Here is a 21,557-nt window from a genome sequence, read left to right as displayed (position 1 = left end):
ATTGATGTAAACCTGCCTTAGGTCAACGCCAAGTGCTTTTTGCAAATTACCATTGTGTGTTTGTTAATTTGCCGAGAGCAAACATGGAATTACTTTGCCCGGCTGGAAATCTACCAGCTCTAAAAACGGCCATAGATTGTGGAGCCGATGCAGTTTACATAGGTTTCAAAGATGACACTAATGCACGGCACTTTGCTGGGCTAAATTTCACTGGAAAAAAGCTGCAGAAAGCCGTGGACTATGTTCATAGCAAAGGAAAAAAGATCCACGTAGCGCTCAACACCTTTGCCCACCCTGACGGATTTTCTCGCTGGACTGATGCTGTCGATAACGCCGCTCAGTTAGGGATCGACGCCCTGATTGTTGCCGATATTGCCGTCTTGGAATACGCAGCCAACAAATATCCCAACCTAGAGCTTCATTTATCCGTTCAAGCATCGGCGACCAATGTTCCTGCCATTGAGTTTTATCATCAAAATTTCAATATCAAGCGGGTGGTTCTACCACGGGTACTTTCGATACACCAAGTGAAACAGCTCTCCAGAAATCTAACCCAACCGGTTGATTTAGAGGTATTTGCTTTTGGTAGCTTATGCATCATGTCAGAAGGACGCTGTTACCTCTCTTCCTACATGACAGGGGAATCTCCGAATACAGTTGGCGCATGTTCACCCGCTAAGTTTGTGCGTTGGAAAGAAACTGAAAATGGATTGGAATCTCGTCTCAATGACATTTTGATCGATCGCTACCAAGCCGGAGAAAATGCCGGATATCCAACTTTATGTAAGGGACGTTTCGAAGCCAATATCGATGGTGAAAAACGCTTGTACCACGCGCTAGAAGAGCCTACTAGCTTGAATACGCTATCCCTTTTACCTGATCTGTTTGCTGCGAACGTGGCATCCGTGAAAATTGAAGGTCGCCAACGCAGTCCTGCTTATGTTGAGCAAGTTACTCGAACTTGGCGGCAAGCCATTGATGCTTATCTAAAACACCCTGAAGGGTATCAAGTAGCAGACAACTGGAATCAAACCTTGAGCAATGTATCAGAAGGTACACAAACCACCCTTGGTGCCTACCACAGAAAATGGCAGTAAAACAGTAAGATGAAATATTCGATAGGTCCGATTTTATACTTTTGGCACAAACAGCAAGTTGAAGCCTTTTATCGCCAAACACAGAGCTGTGAAGCAGAGATTATCTACCTTGGCGAGACGGTGTGCTCGAAGCGTCGCGAACTTAAGGCAGCAAACTGGCTGAACTTAGCCAAAGAACTGGCACATAGCGGTAAGCAAGTCGTGTTATCCACTATGGCGCTGCTAGAAGCTCCAAGCGAAGTCAATGTTATGAAGAAATACATTGATAACGGCGATTTTTGCATTGAGGCCAACGATGTCTCTGCGATTCATTTAGCTTCACAAAATAAGGTTCCTTTTACGGTTGGTCCGGCAATCAATGCCTACAACGCTCATACGCTCAAGCTCTTTTTAAAACAGGGAATGATCCGTTGGTGTATGCCGGTTGAACTGTCGCGAGACTGGTTAATAAACACTCGCCAGCAATGCCAAGAACTGAGCATTGATGGCAAATTCGAAGTGGAAGTTTTTTCCTATGGATATCTACCACTTGCTTATTCAGCTCGATGCTTTACCGCTCGCGCCAAAGACAAACCAAAAGACGAGTGCCAAACATGCTGTATTGAGTATCCTCAGGGTTTGATTGTCGAAAGCCAAGAAGGTCAGCAAGTATTTAACTTGAATGGGATACAAACCCAGTCTGGGTATTGCTACAACCTACTCAACGACTTGGAGAGCATGCAGGGTTTAGTCGATGTTGTACGGTTCAGTCCATTAGGGATAGAAACACTCGATCTAATCAATACAAGTAAGCACGGTGATGTTATTGACAAAAACCCAGATCCTAGCACTTCAAGACTTCATCAATGCAATGGGTATTGGCACCAGCTACCCGGCCTAAAGTTTGAAACAAGTTAGTGGACTAGCAATTTTGAAAAACAAAATTGAGCAAAGGAAAGTAATTCGAATGAAATAGCCACGAATTAATATGGCTATTTCAGTGCAAATTTGAATTGCGACTTGGACGTTCAGTTTGAAGCGCTAACTTGCTCTTCACTTTCTTTCTTCAACTTCACATAGATGTTGGAAAGCTCTAACTGAGCGTATCTATGTTCGATGTACTCATAAACGTTAAACGAGATGGCCAATTTGTAGAGGGATGTCGCTAAAGCATAGTCGCTCGTCAATTGATAGCGCTTGCCCAGATAGAAATACAGTTCAGTGAGACGCTGTGCCAACATTCGGTTGTCTTTCACACCTTCGCGAATCAGTTCAAACGCTTGCTCTTCTGTCACTAAATCCAGCATAGCAGCAACCAAGACCCAGCTCCATTTTTCGTCTCGTTCAGCATAGGCAGACAATAATTGATGACGAGCCAATTCGCTGTCTCGTTCGTGGACTATGATGTAGCGCCATAATAGACGGAATGGGTCTTGCGGATCAGAGTCCACATGTTGAGTGATGTTCTCTTCAGCTAGGGAGAAACGACTGCCGTAGTAGAGTGCAATCGCCCGATTACGATAGGCAAAGTCGTGTTCAGAATCGAGCTCGATGGCGGAATCAAACGCGTCGTAGGCGGCATCATATTCACCAACCTCGGTTAGTGAGACACCAAGAATGTTATAAACATCCGGCTGAGCGGGATCAAAGCTAAGTGATTGATTGTAATCGAATCTGGCCAGTTCTCTTAATCCAACATTGTCGTAGGCGTAGCCGCGCTCAAAATGAAGCTTGGCTTTCACTTCATTCCCTAATTCTTCGCGTTGCAAGACTTGAGATAAACGAGCGATCTGCACTTCATCTTGTAATGAAGGCTGGAGTGGAATTGCCATGGGAGGGAAGTGATATTGTTGACCAGATGTATTCTGCGTAGTGGCACATCCAGATACCCCAAACACTATCGCAGTTAGAATCCCTACTGTTTTCAACTTCACTCGTTATCTCCTGTGATTGATTGGCTAACTCGCCCCAAAATACAAGGCAAAGAAAAAGGAGCCACAAGGCTCCTTTATATCAGCTTTAAATATCAGTTGCGAGAGGCTTACTCTGCTTCTGATGCTGGTGCGTTGTTCGCTTCTTTGTTTTCTACCGCTTCTTTCATGCTCAAACGAACACGACCTTGACGGTCGATTTCAAGAACCTTAACTTGCACTTCTTGGCCTTCTTTTAGGTAATCAGACACTTTCTCAACACGCTCGTTGGCGATTTGAGAAATATGTACCAAGCCATCTTTTCCTGGAAGTACAGTAACGAAAGCACCGAAGTCAGCTAGACGAGCAACTTTACCTGTGTAGATACGGCCCACTTCAACTTCTGCTGTGATTTCTTCAATACGGCGAATCGCTTCTTTTGCCGCAGCGCCTTCAGCAGATGCAATCTTGATAGTACCGTCGTCTTCGATTTCAATCGTAGTACCGGTTTCTTCTGTAAGCTGACGGATAACCGCGCCACCTTTACCGATAACATCTTTGATCTTCTCTGCGCTGATTTTCATAGTGTGAATACGCGGAGCGAACTCAGAGATATCTTCACGAGCATCAGAAATCGCTTCATCCATTACAGATAGGATGTGCTTACGTGCACCTTGAGCTTGGTTAAGCGCAATTTGCATGATTTCTTTAGTGATACCTTCGATCTTGATGTCCATTTGAAGAGCAGTAATACCCGTGTTAGTACCTGCTACTTTAAAGTCCATGTCACCTAGGTGATCTTCGTCGCCAAGGATGTCAGAAAGAACAACAAAGTCGTCGCCTTCTTTAACAAGACCCATTGCGATACCTGCAACAGAAGACTTGATTGGCACACCTGCGTCCATAAGAGCAAGAGAAGTACCACATACAGAAGCCATTGAAGAAGAACCATTAGATTCAGTGATTTCTGATACCACACGTACTGTGTATGGGAACTCATCTACAGATGGCATTACTGCTGCAATACCACGCTTAGCTAGTTTACCGTGGCCAATTTCACGACGCTTAGGAGAACCTACAAAGCCTGTTTCACCTACACAGTACGGAGGGAAGTTGTAGTGTAGTAGGAAGTGATCTTTCTTCTCACCGGTTAGCTCGTCAATAATTTGAGCATCGCGCTGCGTACCTAGAGTAGCAGTAACTAGAGCCTGAGTTTCGCCACGAGTAAATAGTGAAGAACCGTGAGTACGTGGAAGAACGCCGGTACGTACGTCTAGCGCACGAACCATGTCTTTTTCACGACCGTCGATACGTGGGTTACCCGCAATGATTCGGCTGCGAACTACGTTCTTCTCTAGAGAGCCAAGCATCTTCTTGATTTCAGCATCATCTTGCTCTTCGTCTTCAGCAAGAATTGCTGCTACAACGTCAGATTTGATTGCGCCAACTTGCTCGTAACGCGCCATTTTTTCAGTGATTTGGTACGCTTCTGTCAGACGAGCTTCCGCAAGCTCAGCGACTTTTGCTTTCAATTCCGTGTTTTCAGCAGGTGCTTCCCACTCCCAAGCTGGAGTAGCAACTTCAGCTTTAAACTCATTGATTGCAGAGATAACAACTTGCTGTTGATCGTGACCGAATACTACTGCAGAAAGCATTTCTTCTTCAGTTAAGTTATCGGCTTCTGACTCAACCATAAGAACCGCGCCTTCTGTACCCGCGACAACTAGATCAAGCTTAGACGTTTCAAGTTCAGCGTTGCTTGGGTTCAGTACAAGCTGACCATCAACATGACCAACACGCGCTGCACCGATAGGACCATTGAATGGGATGCCAGAAATCGCTAGAGCTGCTGAAGTACCAATCATGGTTGGGATATCAGGTTGAACGTCTGGGTTTACAGAAACCACTGTTGCGATAACTTGAACTTCGTTTTTGAACGCATCTGGGAAAAGCGGACGAATTGGGCGGTCAATTAGACGTGCTGTTAGCGTTTCGCCTTCAGAAGGACGGCCTTCGCGCTTAAAGAAACCACCTGGGATTTTACCTGCTGCGTAAGTACGCTCTTGGTAGTTTACGGTTAGTGGGAAAAAGTCTTGGCCTGGTACCGCTTCTTTTTTACCAACAACAGAAACGAATACCGCGGTATCGTCCATGGTAACCATTACAGCGGCGGTTGCTTGACGTGCAATAACACCAGTTTCAAGAGTAACCGTGTGGTTACCGTACTGGAACGTTTTAACTACTGGTTTTTCGAACATTGAATATCCTTGTTCTAAGTAAACTTAGAATGAGTAAATGAATGCTCTGAGTATTACCAATCGCGACTATTCAAAACAGACTGTTCACGTTTAAAGTCTATTTGGAGTAGCCGCGACCACATGGCCGACTCGGGTTGACTGCAATACACAGAGCGGTTGATTAAGACCATAGGCCTTTGCCGTGCGTAGTATAACGGCAATTAGCGATATTCGCTAAATTTATCCCTTAATGGGCACAAAAAAAGGGGCTAAAAGCCCCTTTTTAACAAACTGTTCTATACAGTCACTAATTAGCGACGTAGACCTAGACGTTTGATTAGCTCTTGGTAGCGACCTAGATCTTTACCTTTTAGGTAATCTAGAAGCTTACGACGACGTGATACCATACGTAGTAGACCACGACGGCTGTGGTGATCGCCTTTGTGAGCTTTGAAGTGACCTTGTAGGTGGTTGATAGAAGCAGTCAGCAGAGCTACTTGAACTTCTGGTGAACCAGTGTCGCCTTCAGATTGTGCGTATTCAGCAACGATTGCTGCTTTAGTTTCTGCATTCAGAGACATAAATCTCTCCTAATAAGAGTAGGTTAATAACTGTGCCAGCCAATCTCTGATTCAGCCGACACGAGGAGCGCGAATTATAGGGGAAAGCTCCAAACTGTGCAACACGTAAGCGCTTTGCCCATAACTTATTTCTACGCATGGAAAAATCAGTGATAGAATGAAGCTATACGTTTTATAACATCAGGATTTCATTATGAAAGTCGGAATTATCGGCGCAATGGAGCAAGAAGTAGCCATCCTAAAAGCCGCCATGACAAATTTAAAAGAAGAACAAAAAGGCGGTTGTACCTTCTTCTCAGGGCAATTAGAAGGCAAAGAGGTGGTGTTACTGCAATCTGGTATCGGTAAAGTGGCCGCAGCGGTCGGCACTACTATTTTGCTTTCTGAACATCAGCCAGATTTTGTAATCAACACAGGTTCTGCTGGCGGATTTGATTCCAGCCTCAACCTTGGTGATGTGGTAATTTCTACTGAAGTTCGCCACCACGATGCAGACGTGACGGCCTTCGGTTACGAGATGGGACAAATGGCCGGACAACCCGCCGCTTTCGCCGCCGACCAAAAACTCATTGAACTGACAGAAAAGGTTTTGACCGAAAACACTGACAAGCACGCAGTGAAAGGTTTGATTTGTACAGGTGATGCTTTTGTATGTTCTGCAGACAGACAAGCTTTCATCCGTCAACATTTCCCTAATGTGATTGCCGTTGAGATGGAAGCCTCTGCCATCGCCCAAACCTGCCATCAATTCGCAACACCTTTTGTTGTGGTTCGTGCTATTTCTGATGTCGCTGATAAAGAATCGCCAATGAGCTTTGAAGAGTTTTTGCCACTGGCAGCGCAAAGTTCCTCGGAAATGGTGACTCATCTACTTCGAGCTTTATAAAGCTACCAACTTAAGAGAAAACTATGGAATGGACTGAGTGGCAATGGATCGAGTCATTTGGCTTGGGAGAAGTTATTGTTTTGTGGTTAGCTTTGGCTATCAACCTTGTACTCCCCATCCCAAGGGATGCCCACCCAGTCCGTTTATGGCATAAGTTTGCAACTCAATTAGCCGATAAGGTCAATACTTCAGATTCTGTAAGCCAAGCGACTATTTCTGGCAGCTTGGCTTGGGCTGTGATGATATTACCAACCTGGTTGTTACTTTGGGCGATCAAACCGCTTATCTGGCAACCACTTATGTTTGAGTTGGCGATTTTATTACTGGCGCTAGATTGGAAAAACCTACGTCACTTTGCTATTCAAGCGACTGAACTTTTGTCAAAAGACGACAGAGCCAAGGCAAGACTCCATCTGAACGAATGGCAAAACCGTGAAACTCAATCTTTGTCGGCGGTTGGTATCGGCAAAGCAGCCGCAGAAACATTGATTATTGGTTCAGTACGACATATTGCCATTGTGATTTTTTGGTATGTGATTGGTGGTGCCACTTTGGCATTGCTTTATCGACTCGCGTCTGAACTGGCTCGCGCATGGACGCCCAATCATCAACAGAATATACATTTTGGTAAACCCGCCGCGGGTATCCTATTTGTTTTAGACTACATTCCCACTTCGATTTTTTCTTGGTTTGTTATTGTCGGCAGACAAGCTAGCTTGAGTATCAATAATATTCAGCAACAAGCCAAAACCTGGCCCAATCCAACCCATGCAAAATGTTTGATTGCGATAGGTTCTAAACTGTCGCTCTCTTTGGGTGGACCTGCTATTTATCAAGGCCGTAAGAAAATTCGCACCAAGTTAGGTGGGCGAATTGCTCCCTCAGCAATACACATTGATCAAATTCAAAGCATACTGACGCAAAGATTAATAATCTGGACTGCTGTTTTTTCAGCAATTCAAATTGTTATTTCTCAAGGATTTTAAATGAGATACCTCGTCAGTCTATGTCTGTTGTTAACCACTCCCACCCTAGCCCAACCGGTCGAGCGCATCATTAGCTTAGCGCCGCACACTACCGAACTCGCTTTTGCAGCAGGTTTGGGAGACAAAATAATTGCGGTCAGTAAGTGGAGCGACTACCCAGAACAAGCAAAATCGCTAGAACAAGTCGCGAGTTTTAGAAGCGTCAAGTTAGAGCGTATTATTGAGTTGGAACCTGATTTGGTGATTGCTTGGCCGACAGGGAAAGCATCACGAGAAATTCAGCAGCTAATTGATCTTGGTATTAATGTGTATCAATCCAAGGCTATGTCCTTGGATGCAATTCCAGAGACGATTCGCTACCTTAGTCAGTTTACTGATGACCCTAATGTTGGTTTAGCAGCAGCCAACCAGTTTGAACTATCACTGGCTGAGCTCAAACAAAAATTCACCACTGAGCAACCGGTACGTTATTTTTATCAACTTAGTGAAAAGCCCATTGTCACGGTTAGCCAAGATCGTTGGCCATCTGAAGTATTTGCCTTTTGCGGTGGGGTAAACGTCTTTGAGGGAGCGGAAGCGCCCTACCCGCAAGTCGGTCTAGAACAAATTGTATTGGCGAACCCACAAGTTATCTTTCATTCCGGCCATGCCGTTTCTGATGGTGTTAAATGGAATAATTGGAAAGATGAAGTTGACGCCGTGAAACACCAGCATGTCTGGTCGCTTACAACAGATTGGATTAATCGTTCAACGCCAAGAACCTTATATGCGATTGAAGAAGTGTGCGAATACCTCGAGCAGGTCAGACTGAATCAAAACCAATAGCTCAGAAATTGAGGTCAAAATAGCACTCGTAAATTCAAAAATTGGCGCTACAATCTAGCGCCTTTTGGTACATAGCCTAAGAGAAAAAAGTGGATCAGAATTTACTTTATATCGTTGACCTGTTTGGCACGGCCATTTTTGCCATTTCAGGGGTACTACTCGCCGGTCGCTTAAAAATGGATCCATTCGGAGTGGCGGTATTGGGTAGTGTCACAGCCATTGGTGGTGGCACCATCAGAGATATGGCATTAGGCGCAACTCCCGTATTTTGGGTGACAGATACTTATTACCTTTGGGTTATTTTGATCACCTGCTTGCTGACCATGTTGATTGTTCGCCATCCTAAACGCTTGGCATGGTGGGTACTGCCCGTGTGTGATGCCATCGGTCTGGCAGTATTTGTTGGGATAGGCGTCGAGAAAGCACTTCAATATCAAGATTCAGCGCTCGTTGCCGTCATTATGGGCGTTATCACGGGCTGCTTTGGCGGTATTATTCGAGACGTGTTAGCGCGAGAAATCCCGATGGTACTGCGAAGTGAAGTGTACGCCACAGCTTGTATTATTGGCGGCGTATTCCACACCACAGCGCTCGCAATGGGTTTCGAAAGCTCAACCGCATTTATGGCAGGGGTGTTTACTACATTGTTGATTCGCTTAGGTGCAATTCGTTGGCATTTGTCACTACCAACGTTTGCGATTAATAGTCCCAAGTAAAAATCAACGCAATTAAAAAAGGTCGCTGCTGCGACCTTTTTAGTTTCTCACCTGCTATTGCACGCGTCTCAATACTTCTTTTAATGCTTCAAAGTCATTAGACAAATCTTCTGAAAGCAATTCCATTGCCGCATGCTTCGCTAACGGGCCAGGAAGCTCGATATCTGAATCAAGGATGTCATCCACCACTTCTTTGAATTTGGCTGGATGAGCGGTACATAAGAACAACCCCGTTTCGCCTTCTTGTAATTGCTGTTCTAAGCTGCGGTAAGCAATTGCACCATGTGGTTCACAAAGGTAACCAAGCTCGTGAAGCTTTTGGACCGCCTCGGCACTTTGTTGATCCGATAGTGCGCCTTTGCCTAAGGTTTCCAATCCCCAGTCTTTAACGCGACACAGCTCTTCGATTCGTGGCCAGTTGTTAGGCTGACTTACATCCATAGCATTGGATGTAGTGGCGACGGTTGGTTTTGGATCCCATTTGCCAGTCTCCAAGTAACGAGGAACCGTGTCGTTGGCATTAGTAGCTGCGATAAAGCGCTTAACAGGTAAGCCCATCGCTTTTGCTAACATACCCGCTGTAAGGTTACCAAAGTTACCGCTTGGTACTGAGATAACCAAATTCTCACGCTGTTCTTTAGATAACTGTGAAACGGCTTCAAAGTAGTAGCAGATCTGCGCCATCAAACGGCTAATGTTGATCGAGTTTGCAGAGTTCAAACCAATCTCTTCACGCAATGCTTGATCGTCAAAAGCTTGTTTTACCAAAGCCTGACAAGCGTCAAAATCACCTTCAATGGCCACTGTGTGGATATTGTTGCCAAGCGTACAGAATAGCTTTTCCTGCAGTGGGCTAATTTTGCCTTTTGGATACAAGATAACAACGTTGATATCTTCCATGCCGTAAAAGGCATGAGCTACTGCAGCACCGGTATCACCAGAGGTTGCGGTTAGAATAGTGATTTTCCCACCATCAGATACCGCCGCCAAAGACTGAGCCATAAAACGGCCGCCAAAGTCCTTAAATGCTAACGTTGGACCATGGAATAGCTCTAACGCGTATACGCCGTCTTTCACTTGGGCAACTGGAGCCGGGAATTGAAACGCATCACCAACCATTTGAGAGACTTGCTCTTTTGCAAGCTCATCACCAATAAGTGCTGACAGAATTTTAGCGCTGCGCGACACAAAATCTTGTTCTAACAATGCATCGACATCATCAAACGTTGGTAGTTCTGCAGGGAAAAATAGCCCCTGATTTTTTCCTAAACCTTGGCGAACAGCTTGGCCAAAGTCGACTTGTTCTTGATTTTCTTTGATGTTGTAAAGCTTCATAGCTCACTTCCTGTTACTTTTGAACCCTGCTTATCCAAGCGACAAACATGGACAAATCCTTCCTCATTTTGAACGTAATTTTGCTCGAGCCAACGAGCTACCCGTTCAGCGACATCTTTTTCTTTGCAAATACTAAATAATGTTGGACCACTGCCTGAAATACCTGTGGCCAACGCTCCTGCAGTGGCGGCATATTGGCGAGCATCCGAAAAGCCTGGTAATAGCTTCTCGCGGTACGGCTCAGCCACTACATCCTTGATCATTTTAGCGGCCAATTCTGGTTGACCAGAATGACAAGCGTGGATAAACCCGGCCAAATGGCGACCATGAGCAATAATATCTTGTCTTCGATATTGAGAAGGTAAAATTTCTCTTGCTTCTGCCGTTGAAACTTTGATGCCCGGATAGGCCATAACCCAATACCAGTCATCAAAACTCGGTACCGATTGGCTAATGATTCCAAGCTCTTCCAGCATCAGTTGCACGCCGCCAAGATAACAAGGTGCCACGTTGTCGTAGTGCACGCCACCTGAGATTTTACCTTCCATTTCTCCCATTAGGGCAAGAAGTTCAGTTTCATCAAGCGGCTGGCCGTGAAAGCGGTTGTAAGCGTCTAACGCCGCGACAATAGAACAAGCACTAGATCCAAGGCCTGAGCCAATTGGCATGTTTTTTTCTAATGTCACGTCTACCGCTAACGGTTGTTGGCCTTTCTTCAGCAGTTCCCGACAGAAAACTTGCCAACAGTCGTAGACGATGTTTTCTTTTGGGTCGCTGGGCAATTTATCAACAAATGAACCGCGATTGCTCAGAGTAAAATCTGACTCTCCGAATTTGACTTGTACACAATCCCCTAACAAAGAACCGTCTACAGGCGATACCGCTGCACCCAAGACATCAAAACCAACGCTGACATTACCAATAGAAGCTGGTGCGTAAACAACAACTGGTTCACCCCGATTACTTGATTGAGATCCATCAGACATTGTTACACCCCTAACTTCCAACCTAAAGTACGCATCACGTCAGCAAACACACCGGCTGCCGTAACTTCTGTTCCTGCACCGTAACCACGAAGTACTAGTGGGATTGGCTGGTAGTAACGACTGTAGAAAGCCAGAGCGTTTTCACCGTCTTTGATTTTGAACATAGGGTCATTTTCGTCTACGGCTGCAATACTTACTCGGCACTTGCCATCCACGATTTCACCCACATAACGGAGCACTTTGCCTTGGCTCGCCGCATCGTCAACAAGCTGTTTAAAGTACGCATCGGCTTCTGGCAAGCGAGCCATAAACTCATCAATACTGCCAGAATCATCAAAGCCCGGCGGTAAAGCTTGGTCAACTTCAACGTCTTCTAGCTCGAGAGACATTCCCGCTTCACGAGCCAGAATTAGCAATTTGCGCGCGACATCCATACCAGACAAATCATCACGAGGATCTGGTTCAGTAAAACCGTTTTGCTTAGCAATATTTGTTGCTTCACTCAGTGTCATACCTTCATCTAGCTTGCCGAAGATAAAGGACAATGAGCCCGACAGAATTCCGGTAAACCGTTCTAGTTCATCACCTGCAGAAATTAGGTTTTGCAGGTTTTCAATCACAGGTAGACCGGCACCAACGGTAGTCTCATACAGGAACTTACGACGAGAGCTACGTGCGACATCTCGCAGTTGATGATAATACGCTGAGCTCGCAGTGTTCGCCTTCTTGTTAGGCGTAACGACGTGGAAGCCTGCAGCTAAGAAGTCCGCATATTGTTCAGAAATGGTTTCGCTGGACGTACAATCCACCAGCACAGGGTTGATAATGTGGTTGCGCTGAACCAGAGCAATCAAACTTGCCAGAGTCAGTGGCTCAGAGGCGTTAGCCATTTTGTCGCGCCAATTTTCAAGAGGAAGACCTTGGCTATCGAGCAGAACACCCTTGCTATTTGCTAAACCGCAAACGCGAATCACAATACCTTTTTCGGCCAATTTTGCTTGCTGACGACGAATTTGCTCCACCAGTTCACCACCAACGCCACCAACACCGACAACAAACACATCCAAGAAGTGCTTAGAGTTGAACAGATTTTCGTGACAGGCTTTAATTGCTTCTGAAATTCGATTTTCTGGAATCACAGCTGAAATCGCGCGCTCCGATGAACCTTGAGCAATCGCAACAATATTAACATTCACTTCTGCCAGTGATGCAAAGAATTGGGATGCAACCCCTTTCGAGGTACGCATACCGTCACCGACAAGCGTCACAATAGCAACGTCATCAATGAACTCAACAGGTTCAAGCAGTCCATCTTTTAGCTCAAGTTCAAAGCTCTCCGACAGAGCTAGCTCTGCTTTTTGCTTGTCTTCCGATTCAATACAGAAACTGATGCTGTATTCAGATGAGGACTGTGTGATCAATACTATGGATACACCTGATGCGGACATCGCACCAAAAACTCTGCTGGCCATTCCAACCATACCTTTCATCCCTGGGCCAGAGACGTTAACCATGGTTAGGTTGCTTAGCGTGGTAATGCCTTTGATGGCAAGATTATCTTCTCCGGTATCTTGACCGATTAACGTGCCTGCGCCTTGGGGATTAAAGCTATTTTTAATCAGGCATGGAATGTGGAAACGAGCAATAGGTGCAATCGTTTTTGGATGAAGTACTGAGGCACCAAAATATGACAATTCCATTGCTTCTTGGTAGCTCAATGACTTAAGCAATCTCGCGTCATCCACTAAGCGTGGGTCACAGTTGTAGACTCCATCGACATCAGTCCAGATCTCACAACAATCAGCTCGTAAGCATGCAGCCAATATTGCAGCAGAATAGTCCGAACCATTGCGTCCCAAAGTCACTAACTCGCCATCTTCATTACCCGCTGTGAAACCAGGCATGATGCTTACGTGACCTGACGGAAGAGGATTACAACGGAAGTTTTCAGTCGACAACTCCACATCAACCATAGCTTCTAGGTAATCGCCGGTTGCTACTAAATACTTAACCGGGTCAATAAGGTGCGCGGCCTGACCTTTAGCTTCAAGTACTGCTTTCATCAGTTGAATCGAAATACGCTCACCTTTACTAATAATGCGAGCATTCACATTCGATGGGCACATTCCAAGCAGATTGATTCCATGTACAAATTGTTTGAGTTGAGTGAGTGAATCTTTGATCTGATGGTCGTAGCCCGTACCATCGATTTCAGGCAGAACGACCTTTATATCTTGAAACAAATCGCGAAATGAATCTTCCAACTCCGCGATCTGTAGGTCGGCCTCTCCGTGTCGCAGTGCGTGTTCGATCACCGCAACTAATTTGTTTGTGGTTTTTCCCGGTGCAGATAGCACCACGGCAACATCCTCTTGTCGCGCATTATTGGCAATGATGTCCGCTGCACGCAAGAAGCGCTCGGCATCTGCCAATGAGGAACCACCAAATTTAAGTACTCGCATCCCTTCCTCCCCGAAAGATTAAAAATCGGTATAAAAAAAGGCCTGTACCGCTTGGGTTACAGGCCTTTTTTTGAATTTTTTTCGCTTAGCAGCCTGCCCCAACATGCGATGTGTCGGTAATAATAATCGTTGTGGTAGCTGTTGTTAGACGTACTAAAGACATTCTCTAAGCGATGTTCGTGTGTTTGCTTAAGTTAAGATTTACCCTATTTCCCCCACTAGAGTCAATGAAAAGTTTCTTTTTCACTCATATTTCTTAAGTGTAAATAAACTTTAACAAGGCGTTTTTGGGGTCTATTTACCATTTTATAACCAATCGCTATATAAAATTTAACTCATTGTGGATAATTTGTGCTTTAATTATGCATGCAATTGGCCAAGCACATACAAGGAGACATCTATGAGACCTGTCGGTTTTAAGCTGCTCGCTACTATGTGCCTGTTGATAAGTGGTCAGACTCTCGCCTCAGATAACCTAGAACTCAACTATCAGCCCACTTGGGAAACGCCTTCTTCCCACAGTTTTTTTCTAAACTCTGATTCACACAATCTCGGTTTCGATAGTTGGAAAATCGATAGCGGTTACGCCTACTCTTTCGATACTAAAATGGAGCTGTATCTGGGCACTCGCGTTTATGAAAGCGAAATCAATACCCAACGTGGCATCATTGGTGGGGTGAGTTATCAATTAACACCTCGTGTTCTCATGCAAAGCGCGTTGACTTCCCACTCAGAAATTGAAGAAACCACGGAGGGCTTGAAACAAGAGACTACAAAGGTCTCAGCCGAAGTTACTAGCCGTTTCAAGCTTACCGACAATCTAGACATCAAAGCCACTTACGATTACCAAGAATGGCAGCAAGGCATTGAAGTTGGTTTAGGCTTCAGTTTTTAACGTGCTTGTTTGCACCTTCAAGACACCTCGAGCTCTTGCTTAGAAATAAAAATACCATTCCAGTCACTATAGATGTAGTCTCCCGGGTAAACTCTTTGACCAGCAAGACTAACAGAGACGTCTGTTTCCCCCTTATCCCGTTTTAACGTTTTTATAGGCGAACTCCCCAGAGCTTTAACTCCTAGATCCATCTGTGCCATAGCAAACACATCTCGAATAGCGCCATAGACTAGAATACCTTCCCAACCATTTTCGATAGCTAAAATTGCAAGTTGGTCACCAAGCAAGGCCTGGTTTAAGCTTCCATTTCCATCCACAACTAAAACTTTGCCTTGGCCCGGTGTCGATAATACTTCTCTTACCTTAGAATTATCGTGATAGCAGCGAACCGTTACTATCTGCCCCCAGAATGCATGACGTCCACCAAAATTCTGCAATGGTGTATTCAACAATTGTAAAGAATCGCCGTACTTGTCATATAGGTCTGGTGTTATGTCACTCATAGATCCTCCTTGAACCGAGTTAAATCTTTATTGAGGCGAGAATTGTCTGTCTGACATGTTTCCTATTTGTTCTCGTCTGTCATCCACGCATGAAACAAGAAATAAGCTCCCATCTTGCACTGAATAAACAGCGTTCTGCTGATATTTGTTAGCCAGCTCTTTCACCAAAGCTTCTGAACACACTGTAGCAATACTGGTCTCCACCCAAGAAAAAGTCTTATCGCCAACCTCTACCAACGCACAGTCTAAATCACCCAAATCATTCATTAAGTGTTGCAACCTAAGTTTGTTTTCGGCAGCTGGTAATGGCTGACTTAACGGATTGTATGCTGTAATAATCCAGTATTGCTGCGCCAACCAATCCGATCTAAATCTAAAAAATGGCGCGAGATATGCGTGCCACAACTCATCCTGAATCTTCATTTCTTTACGTTTCTATGGTGTTGAATACTATTAATAGTTGTTACATTTTAACTCTTGATGTAAATCAACAAAGTGCGGGGAATTAAAAATCCTCCGTTGTTAGCATGCTGTTAACATTATAGAATCCGCCTCATAACCCTATATCGTCGAGGCACGGCAAGAATAGACTCAGGCGTAAAGCCGCCACTGGAAGGCATATCCCAAAAACCTAAAACTGGATTTGGATCAAAGAATAAAGCCGAATTGCCTATATGTTACGTTATATGCCCAGAATTTTTATTTTTAGTACAGTTTATTCACAAGTTTAGGTACCGCCCATGCAGACCCCGCAAATCCTCATAGTTGAAGATGAGCAAGTAACTCGCAATACGTTGAAAAGCATCTTTGAAGCAGAGGGATACACTGTTTTCGAAGCTAGTGACGGTGATGAAATGCACCATGTCCTTTCCGATAATACCGTTAACCTGGTGATCATGGACATTAACCTACCAGGTAAAAATGGCCTTTTGCTCGCTCGTGAATTGAGAGAGCAAGCTAACGTTGCACTGATGTTTCTGACTGGTCGTGACAACGAAGTAGATAAAATCTTGGGTCTTGAGATCGGGGCCGATGATTACATCACTAAACCGTTTAACCCGAGAGAATTGACCATTCGTGCGCGAAACCTGCTAAACCGTACACTAAACGAAAGTGGTGTCGCGACAGACAAACGCGCTGTTGAAGAATACCGTTTCAATGGTTGGGTACTAGATATCAACAGTCGTGCACTGGTTAGCCCAAGCGATGAAAGCTATAAGTTGCCTCGTTCAGAATTTAGAGCCCTGCTCCACTTCTGTGAAAATCCTGGAAAAATCCAAACTCGCGCAGATTTGTTGAAGAAAATGACAGGTCGTGAGCTAAAACCACACGACAGAACGGTTGACGTTACCATTCGTCGTATTCGTAAACATTTCGAATCGGTGTCTGGTACACCTGAAATCATTGCCACCATTCACGGTGAAGGCTACCGTTTCTGTGGCGATATCGAGGAATAAGCTCGACTTACACAAAAAAACACGCTGCTTGTCAGCGTGTTTTTTATTGAAGATAAGCTCTAATCTTTAGGCGCTTAATAGACAGGTTGTAAAGCCAAATTGTCCGAATACACCCAATGTGTCGTCGCTACTTCTTGCAATGAGATCGCTAGGTTTACTGGCTTGTTCACGTCTAACCCCATTGTTTCCGTTCCTTCAATCGACACTTTCAAAGTATTCAAGCCCATTTTCTTTACAGAGACTTTTTCTTGGTTCAACAGCCAAACTTGCGAATTTTGCTGGATGTAAACACTGGCTTGCTCAATCGCTACACCAGATAAAGTGAAGTCAATTAGAACTTCTCCTACCACTGTTGTCTTAGACTCACCAATAGTTGGCATTAAATTGACGTAGAGATCTGGCAAGGCTATGGATGCGTGTTTGCTGGCCGTCAGTTCTGGAAAGGCCAGAGAGGATGGCTCTTCATCTGGCTGTATATTACTGTTGGTAGTTGTCGCACACGCTGACAACAGCAGCGCTGGAAACAATAGTATTAGTTTTTTCATCTTAATCTCGCTGACTCAGCCAATCTTTTAATATAGTTATGTCATTGGCGTATTCTTTGTTTATCTCTTCAATCCAGTCGTCAATGTTGTCCCACCAAGCGGGCAAATCTGGTGACTGGGCTTTTTGAGCAACTGCTTGAATTCTCTGTAACCCTATCGAACCCGCGGCTCCCTTTATTTTGTGTGCTTCCGAAACAATACCAGATTGATGTTTAGCGACACGGTTCGATTCCAAAACTTGCAGGTAGTCAGGCATCATTTTTTCAAACAGCTCTATGCTTTCATAAACTGGTTGAGTGCCCACGATTCCCACATAAGAATCAAGCATCGCTAAGTCCAATACAGACGTATTGGTTTCCGTATATTGGCTTTGAGGTTCATAAACAACCTGATCTTGTTTTGGCAGCATAGCAGCATTTACCAATACTTCTTGTATGGCTGCCACCGATAACGGCTTACTCACCGCATCATCCATACCTTGAGACAAGTAATCGCGCTTGTTTTTTAACACATTAGCTGTAAGCGCAACTAGTGGCGGTAAAGTTTGATATTGCTTGCGTAAGGTTTGAGCAACATCAAAACCTGTCATATCAGGCAATTGAATGTCCAGCAGGGCCAAATCGTAAACACCAGCTTCAAACTTATCTAGTGCTTCTTGACCGCTCATGGCGACGGTAACGGTATGACCAAGGCTCTCTAACAGCGAACGGGCAACTGTTATGTTCAATTCGATGTCTTCCACCATAAAAATATTCAGTGAACGCACATCAGGCAAAGACGATGCTTGAATCACAGGCTCAACGATTGGCACGCTAATCTCAACCGTAAAAGTACTGCCAAAGCCTTCTTCACTGGAAACGTGAATATCCCCGTTCATCATATTGATCAGCTGTTTGGACACAGCGAGACCAATACCCGTTCCCACAGCATGCAAATTGTCTTTTCCTGATTTCACCTGGTAGTACATGGCAAATATCTTTTCTAGTTCCTTCTCAGGAATGCCAACGCCCGTGTCTTCCACTTCCATGGTGATATGAGCGGTATCTTCTTCAATCTCACACCCTACGGTTAAAACCACACCACCTTCTTTGGTGAACTTCATTGCATTGCTAATCAGATTCCAAAGTACCTGTCTTAGGCGAGTAGCATCTACCGAGACCGACTTAGGCAGTTCGCTTAATCGTTCTAAATCAAATCGAAGGCCTTTTTGCTGAGCCATCAGTGCTGACAAGCTCTCCATTTCAGCCACAAAATCTTCAAAATTTAGGGTGTCTGGGAACAATTCAAGTTTGCGGCGATCAAATTTGTCCATATCAATGATGTCATTGAATATATTGCCTAGAGTCACCGCACTAACATTGATAGTTTGCAGGTGAGAGCGTTGCTCGTCGGTTAATGGCGAATCCATTAACATACGGCTCAACCCAACGATACCGTTTAGAGGGGTTCTCAATTCGTGACTAATGGTGGAAATGAACGTCGTTTTGTCGCGACTGGCTTTTTCAAGAGACTCTTCATGGCGTTTTCTTTCAGTAATATCTCGACCAAAACCCACCAAACCTAAATGTCGACCTTCCTTGCTGTAGAAGGGTACTTTGCGGAGTTCAAAATAATTGCGATGCCCGTCGGGATATTCCAACCACTGTTCATACGTCAAAGCGGTATTGTTAGCAAATACTTGTTGATCGGTTTCAACAATAGGCTGTGCTACTTCTTTGGAATATACATCCCACGGTGTTAGACCGACCAGTTCTTTCTCTTTTTTACCGGTCAATTCTTCCATGGCTCGGTTACAGCCTGAGAAGACTCCCTCTGCATTGCGATAATAGATAAGGTCGGGAGAGGCATCGATGAAAGATCTTAGTAAAGCGGTCCGTTCAGCCAGCTCCACTTGCGTTTTTTCTCGTTGACGAACCTCGTTTTCCAAATCTTTCATCGCGTTTTCACGCGCTTCTTCAGCTTTAATGCGCTCTTCAATTTCTAGATTGAGCTTGGTGATGTTCTGATGAAGTTTGTAATTTAGCTCTTGGTCACGAGAGCGCATATCTTTTAGCTTTGAAACCAGTTTACTCAAGCGCTGTCTTGAGTCTTCAAGTTGATCAACCACGACTGAAAGGAAATACACCGCCCAGGGTGTAATCACCAGACCAAAAAATACCGATCGAACAATATCAATATCGTCTACACGACCATTGATCACCAAAGTAATACTGACTTGGACTACGACAGCCAAAGCAATCAACGCCATCGCGAGTAGAAAGGAAAATTTCACAATACCCAAACGTACTAGCAAATCCACGTAGTACTGGGCGAGGTTCTTAAGTGTTTTCATGTGCGATTCCAAATGTGAACCACTCCAGTTTACTGCGTTTGACGCAGACACTTAAGACTAGACCTTGTTTTATAAACGGTTAATGTTCTGATGTGTGATGCACACAGGTTTGATTGCGACCGTTTGATTTGGCTTGATACAAAGCACTGTCTGCTAGAGCGAGTATCATTTCTTGCTCATCACTCGGTTTAGGAACAATACAGACCAGTCCAATGCTCACAGTTACCTGCTTAGAGACTAAAGACCCGGTATGCTCGATAACAAGCTTTTTAACTGCATGGTGCACTTTTTCAGCGAGTAATATTCCACCATCTAGCGGGGTGTAAGGCATGATGAAAGCAAACTCTTCACCTCCATAGCGCGCCACTAAGTCAGTTGACCTAAATAACGCTGATTCGAATGCTTCAGCCAATAATTTCAGGGCGTTGTCGCCAGCTTGATGGCCATAAATATCGTTAAACTGTTTGTAGTAGTCGATGTCACATAACATCACTGACAAAGGCTTAGCCTCCCGAGTATGGGCTCGCCAAAACGTCGAGAGCTGTGTATCAAAACGTCTTCGATTCGCAATTTGCGTCAAGCTGTCAATGAAACTCAGTCGTTCAAGCTCCTGATTTGCTTCTCGTAGGTCTTGAGCAGCTCGATATCGTTCCGTTACGTCTCTTGCCAAAATCAATACGCCGTTTTTTCCCGTACTAGGGTCACTCAACGGTGACTTCACTACATCAAACCAGGAGTACTGGCCATCTGAGTTTTGTACTTGATCTATAAATCTTAAGGATCTGCCCTCGTGTAAAACTTGACGGTCAGACTCAGACATTCTTTGGTACGTTTCCCCCGGTAACACATCCTGTAGTCGTTTGCCTACAAGGTCCTCAACTTTGGCAATACCAAGTGCTTTCACAAAAGGTAGATTGCAAGCCAGATACACCATGTGCTCATCAAAGATTCCGATGCAGTCCGGGCTAGACTGCAAAATGTTCTGCAAAATGGAGTCTCTCTGGGCTAGAGCGACTTCGGTATTTTTCCGTTTATCAATCTCTTCTTTAAGTTTTTGCTGTGTGGTGAACCAGTCCGTTACATCGTGGCTGATCCCCAATACACCAATACGTTTGCCTTCTGAGTTTCTGAGTTCGCTTTGAAAAGTTTCGATTAAACAGCCATCACCATCTGGGCTTGTTGTCCAGCGCCGCTTACTCTGCCTACCTTTAGCCAAATCGGTAAACTCTGGTACACCTTGCTCTGCCCGGCCTAACCAGAAGTGGTTGTAGGCTCTATTTGACCACAACAGCTCATCGTCTTGATTTTTGATGTAAACCAATTCAGAAAGGCTATCGAACGCACTTTGCAATACCTCCAGTGAGCCTTGAGAATCGGATTGATTGATTAAAGGCTCTGCGCTTTTTAGCGAAAGAATCCATTGACCGCGGGCACGTGGAAACGAACGTCTTCCGGAAACAATAAGCGACGTCACCCGATTGCTGGAGACAGGCCATATGACCTCTAACCCGTGAAATGCCGATCCAACTATGCCATCGAAGAATGAACGAATAAGTTTCTTATCGACGTGTCTGGGTAGGTAATATTCACTGCCTACGAGGCGTATACCCAAAATTTGTTGGGCATGGGAATTGGCGAAAAGTACCTTGCCGGTTTTAGATGAGACTTGGAGTAATGCCGTTGGCGCATCCGACAGAGTATTGTGAATAAGCTTTTGACTAAAAAAATAAACGAGTAAACAGCAAGCAAAGCACACCAATACGACTAAGAACAGTAGGCCATAGTCAGATATTAGCCGCCAAAACGTTTCCTGCCATAACTCCAT

General features: G+C 44.7%; 19 protein-coding genes and 1 other annotated feature. Of the genes, 8 read left to right on the top strand and 11 right to left on the bottom strand.

Annotation, left to right across the window (positions count from 1 at the left end):
• Nucleotides 1-83: 83 nt before the first annotated feature.
• Both ubiU and ACXAFJ_RS01680 read left to right on the top strand, forming a co-directional pair.
• Nucleotides 84-1,097, top strand: a complete 1,014-nt coding sequence (gene ubiU / locus ACXAFJ_RS01685) for a ubiquinone anaerobic biosynthesis protein UbiU (RefSeq protein ID WP_475320982.1) — start codon at nucleotides 84-86, stop codon at nucleotides 1,095-1,097.
• Nucleotides 1,098-1,106: 9 nt separating this feature from the next.
• Complete coding sequence (locus ACXAFJ_RS01680) at nucleotides 1,107-1,994, top strand: U32 family peptidase (protein ID WP_475320981.1); 888 nt, start codon at nucleotides 1,107-1,109, stop codon at nucleotides 1,992-1,994.
• A 110-nt stretch (nucleotides 1,995-2,104) separates the two neighbouring features.
• On the opposite strand, the gene nlpI is transcribed toward ACXAFJ_RS01680, so the two are convergent.
• The 3 genes from nlpI to rpsO form a co-directional block, all read right to left on the bottom strand.
• Nucleotides 2,105-3,010: a lipoprotein NlpI gene (nlpI, locus tag ACXAFJ_RS01675; RefSeq protein WP_475320980.1), complete on the bottom strand. Its 906-nt coding sequence runs from the start codon at nucleotides 3,008-3,010 to the stop codon at nucleotides 2,105-2,107.
• Nucleotides 3,011-3,117: 107 nt separating this feature from the next.
• Nucleotides 3,118-5,244 carry a polyribonucleotide nucleotidyltransferase gene (pnp, locus tag ACXAFJ_RS01670; protein WP_475320979.1) on the bottom strand — a complete coding sequence of 709 codons (2,127 nt, stop codon included), beginning with the start codon at nucleotides 5,242-5,244 and terminating at the stop codon, nucleotides 3,118-3,120.
• A gap of 290 nt (nucleotides 5,245-5,534) precedes the next feature.
• A complete protein-coding gene (rpsO, locus tag ACXAFJ_RS01665) occupies nucleotides 5,535-5,804 on the bottom strand; it encodes a 30S ribosomal protein S15 (protein ID WP_475320977.1) in 270 nt (89 codons plus the stop codon).
• Nucleotides 5,805-5,997: 193 nt separating this feature from the next.
• Here rpsO and mtnN point away from each other — a divergent pair, with 193 nt between their 5' ends.
• The 4 genes from mtnN (at nucleotide 5,998) to ACXAFJ_RS01645 (ending at nucleotide 9,217) form a co-directional block, all read left to right on the top strand.
• Nucleotides 5,998-6,690, top strand: coding sequence for a 5'-methylthioadenosine/S-adenosylhomocysteine nucleosidase (gene mtnN / locus ACXAFJ_RS01660; RefSeq protein ID WP_475320976.1), 693 nt, complete (start codon nucleotides 5,998-6,000; stop codon nucleotides 6,688-6,690).
• Between the two features lie 23 nt (nucleotides 6,691-6,713).
• The gene (locus tag ACXAFJ_RS01655) at nucleotides 6,714-7,676 is read left to right on the top strand and encodes a cobalamin biosynthesis family protein (protein ID WP_475320975.1); all 963 of its coding nucleotides are present in this window, start codon (nucleotides 6,714-6,716) and stop codon (nucleotides 7,674-7,676) included.
• Nucleotides 7,677-8,501, top strand: coding sequence for a cobalamin-binding protein (locus ACXAFJ_RS01650; protein ID WP_475320973.1), 825 nt, complete (start codon nucleotides 7,677-7,679; stop codon nucleotides 8,499-8,501).
• 89 nt (nucleotides 8,502-8,590) lie between these two features.
• The gene (locus ACXAFJ_RS01645; protein ID WP_475320971.1) at nucleotides 8,591-9,217 is read left to right on the top strand and encodes a TRIC cation channel family protein; all 627 of its coding nucleotides are present in this window, start codon (nucleotides 8,591-8,593) and stop codon (nucleotides 9,215-9,217) included.
• A gap of 54 nt (nucleotides 9,218-9,271) precedes the next feature.
• On the opposite strand, the gene thrC is transcribed toward ACXAFJ_RS01645, so the two are convergent.
• From thrC to thrA, 3 genes are read right to left on the bottom strand one after another with little or no spacing between them, the layout of a single operon-like run.
• Nucleotides 9,272-10,552 (bottom strand): threonine synthase, encoded by a 1,281-nt coding sequence (gene thrC / locus ACXAFJ_RS01640; protein WP_475320970.1) that lies wholly within the window; start codon nucleotides 10,550-10,552, stop codon nucleotides 9,272-9,274.
• Nucleotides 10,549-11,538, bottom strand: a complete 990-nt coding sequence (gene thrB, locus ACXAFJ_RS01635) for a homoserine kinase (protein ID WP_475320969.1) — start codon at nucleotides 11,536-11,538, stop codon at nucleotides 10,549-10,551. Before thrB ends, thrC begins: the two co-directional genes overlap by 4 nt.
• Nucleotides 11,539-11,540: 2 nt before the next feature.
• Nucleotides 11,541-14,000 (bottom strand): bifunctional aspartate kinase/homoserine dehydrogenase I, encoded by a 2,460-nt coding sequence (thrA, locus tag ACXAFJ_RS01630; RefSeq protein WP_475320968.1) that lies wholly within the window; start codon nucleotides 13,998-14,000, stop codon nucleotides 11,541-11,543.
• 31 nt (nucleotides 14,001-14,031) lie between these two features.
• Nucleotides 14,032-14,151 (bottom strand) — a sequence feature (Thr leader region).
• 249 nt (nucleotides 14,152-14,400) lie between these two features.
• On the opposite strand from thrA, the gene ACXAFJ_RS01625 reads away from it, so the two are divergent.
• Nucleotides 14,401-14,895: a hypothetical protein gene (locus ACXAFJ_RS01625; RefSeq protein ID WP_475320966.1), complete on the top strand. Its 495-nt coding sequence runs from the start codon at nucleotides 14,401-14,403 to the stop codon at nucleotides 14,893-14,895.
• A gap of 17 nt (nucleotides 14,896-14,912) precedes the next feature.
• Here ACXAFJ_RS01625 and ACXAFJ_RS01620 read toward each other — a convergent pair whose 3' ends face one another.
• Together ACXAFJ_RS01620 and ACXAFJ_RS01615 are read right to left on the bottom strand one after the other, a co-directional pair.
• Nucleotides 14,913-15,398 carry a putative 4-hydroxy-4-methyl-2-oxoglutarate aldolase gene (locus ACXAFJ_RS01620; RefSeq protein WP_475320965.1) on the bottom strand — a complete coding sequence of 162 codons (486 nt, stop codon included), beginning with the start codon at nucleotides 15,396-15,398 and terminating at the stop codon, nucleotides 14,913-14,915.
• Between the two features lie 27 nt (nucleotides 15,399-15,425).
• Entirely contained in the window at nucleotides 15,426-15,821 is a 396-nt protein-coding gene (locus tag ACXAFJ_RS01615) for a DUF3293 domain-containing protein (protein ID WP_475320964.1), read from the bottom strand.
• A 317-nt stretch (nucleotides 15,822-16,138) separates the two neighbouring features.
• Between ACXAFJ_RS01615 and arcA the strand changes: the two genes are divergently transcribed.
• Complete coding sequence (gene arcA, locus ACXAFJ_RS01610; protein ID WP_475320963.1) at nucleotides 16,139-16,855, top strand: two-component system response regulator ArcA; 717 nt, start codon at nucleotides 16,139-16,141, stop codon at nucleotides 16,853-16,855.
• A gap of 74 nt (nucleotides 16,856-16,929) precedes the next feature.
• On the opposite strand, the gene ACXAFJ_RS01605 is transcribed toward arcA, so the two are convergent.
• The 3 genes from ACXAFJ_RS01605 to ACXAFJ_RS01595 form a co-directional block, all read right to left on the bottom strand.
• Nucleotides 16,930-17,400, bottom strand: coding sequence for a hypothetical protein (locus ACXAFJ_RS01605; protein ID WP_475320961.1), 471 nt, complete (start codon nucleotides 17,398-17,400; stop codon nucleotides 16,930-16,932).
• A gap of 1 nt (nucleotide 17,401) precedes the next feature.
• The gene (arcB, locus tag ACXAFJ_RS01600; protein WP_475320960.1) at nucleotides 17,402-19,732 is read right to left on the bottom strand and encodes an aerobic respiration two-component sensor histidine kinase ArcB; all 2,331 of its coding nucleotides are present in this window, start codon (nucleotides 19,730-19,732) and stop codon (nucleotides 17,402-17,404) included.
• 79 nt (nucleotides 19,733-19,811) lie between these two features.
• On the bottom strand, nucleotides 19,812-21,557 hold the full coding sequence (locus ACXAFJ_RS01595) for a sensor domain-containing diguanylate cyclase (protein WP_475320959.1): 1,746 nt from the start codon (nucleotides 21,555-21,557) through the stop codon (nucleotides 19,812-19,814).

This window comes from Vibrio sp. ABH4_348 (assembly GCF_056159765.1).
Note: the sequence above shows the minus strand (reverse complement) of the source record. Positions and strands in the feature narration are given on the sequence as shown.

What these genes read in the sequence shown, in the direction of transcription:
- arcB (WP_475320960.1), bottom strand. Translation starts at nt 19,732, where the DNA reads ATGAAAACACTTAAGAACCTCGCCCAGTACTACGTGGATTTGCTAGTA.
- rpsO (WP_475320977.1), bottom strand. Translation starts at nt 5,804, where the DNA reads ATGTCTCTGAATGCAGAAACTAAAGCAGCAATCGTTGCTGAATACGCA.
- ACXAFJ_RS01650 (WP_475320973.1), top strand. Translation starts at nt 7,677, where the DNA reads ATGAGATACCTCGTCAGTCTATGTCTGTTGTTAACCACTCCCACCCTA.
- ACXAFJ_RS01625 (WP_475320966.1), top strand. Translation starts at nt 14,401, where the DNA reads ATGAGACCTGTCGGTTTTAAGCTGCTCGCTACTATGTGCCTGTTGATA.
- ACXAFJ_RS01615 (WP_475320964.1), bottom strand. Translation starts at nt 15,821, where the DNA reads ATGAAGATTCAGGATGAGTTGTGGCACGCATATCTCGCGCCATTTTTT.
- ubiU (WP_475320982.1), top strand. Translation starts at nt 84, where the DNA reads ATGGAATTACTTTGCCCGGCTGGAAATCTACCAGCTCTAAAAACGGCC.
- pnp (WP_475320979.1), bottom strand. Translation starts at nt 5,244, where the DNA reads ATGTTCGAAAAACCAGTAGTTAAAACGTTCCAGTACGGTAACCACACG.
- arcA (WP_475320963.1), top strand. Translation starts at nt 16,139, where the DNA reads ATGCAGACCCCGCAAATCCTCATAGTTGAAGATGAGCAAGTAACTCGC.
- ACXAFJ_RS01605 (WP_475320961.1), bottom strand. Translation starts at nt 17,400, where the DNA reads ATGAAAAAACTAATACTATTGTTTCCAGCGCTGCTGTTGTCAGCGTGT.
- ACXAFJ_RS01680 (WP_475320981.1), top strand. Translation starts at nt 1,107, where the DNA reads ATGAAATATTCGATAGGTCCGATTTTATACTTTTGGCACAAACAGCAA.
- ACXAFJ_RS01595 (WP_475320959.1), bottom strand. Translation starts at nt 21,557, where the DNA reads ATGGAGTTATGGCAGGAAACGTTTTGGCGGCTAATATCTGACTATGGC.
- thrB (WP_475320969.1), bottom strand. Translation starts at nt 11,538, where the DNA reads ATGTCTGATGGATCTCAATCAAGTAATCGGGGTGAACCAGTTGTTGTT.
- thrC (WP_475320970.1), bottom strand. Translation starts at nt 10,552, where the DNA reads ATGAAGCTTTACAACATCAAAGAAAATCAAGAACAAGTCGACTTTGGC.
- mtnN (WP_475320976.1), top strand. Translation starts at nt 5,998, where the DNA reads ATGAAAGTCGGAATTATCGGCGCAATGGAGCAAGAAGTAGCCATCCTA.
- ACXAFJ_RS01655 (WP_475320975.1), top strand. Translation starts at nt 6,714, where the DNA reads ATGGAATGGACTGAGTGGCAATGGATCGAGTCATTTGGCTTGGGAGAA.
- thrA (WP_475320968.1), bottom strand. Translation starts at nt 14,000, where the DNA reads ATGCGAGTACTTAAATTTGGTGGTTCCTCATTGGCAGATGCCGAGCGC.
- ACXAFJ_RS01620 (WP_475320965.1), bottom strand. Translation starts at nt 15,398, where the DNA reads ATGAGTGACATAACACCAGACCTATATGACAAGTACGGCGATTCTTTA.